1 protein-coding gene and 1 pseudogene are annotated in these 527 nt (G+C 45.7%); one reads left to right on the plus strand and one right to left on the minus strand.

The window, feature by feature from the left end; all coding sequences use genetic code 11:
* Nucleotides 1-118, plus strand: a pseudogene (gene deoD / locus R7R24_RS30175) (purine-nucleoside phosphorylase); the annotation flags it as partial.
* An 87-nt stretch (nt 119-205) separates the two neighbouring features.
* Here deoD and R7R24_RS30180 read toward each other — a convergent pair.
* Nucleotides 206-527: AhpA/YtjB family protein (locus tag R7R24_RS30180; protein WP_318120649.1), on the minus strand; the 322-nt coding region annotated here is incomplete at its 5' end.

Genomic DNA, 527 nt, shown 5'->3' on the forward strand with positions numbered 1-527 from the left:
TACGGTTTCAGACCATATCAAAACAGGCGAGAAAACCACATCAGACGAGCGTCAAACAACATTTAACGACATGATGCTAATCGCGTTAGATTCAGTATTGCTAGGCGATGCAGAATAAGCGACAAAGATTCGTCTTCGCTTTCAAGAACTAAAAAAACAGCCCGCTCAAAGCGGGCTGTTTTTTATTTGAAGTTGGCTGTTGGAATTACTTGGTCAGCAGCAAGTTTTCGGCTTTTTTACGGCGGATCGGCTGTCTACGTAAAATCATAATAAACAACATGCCACACACAAAACTCATCAAGACCATCATGTACATGTAACGATCACTCTTACGATAATGGTGATCAGAAATCGCCGTCACTCGGCCTGTCTCAAACGTCACACGTACAAAACCAATCACAGCACCATCAGCTAGGACTGGCTCGACCAATTGCTGGCGACCAATAGATGCGGTGGCCAGTGGGGTATCTAATCCTAGGACTTCACGGACAGACAGCGCCTCGTCACTCGATGCTAATCGCACACCT

Source organism: Vibrio sp. 704, from assembly GCF_033339295.1.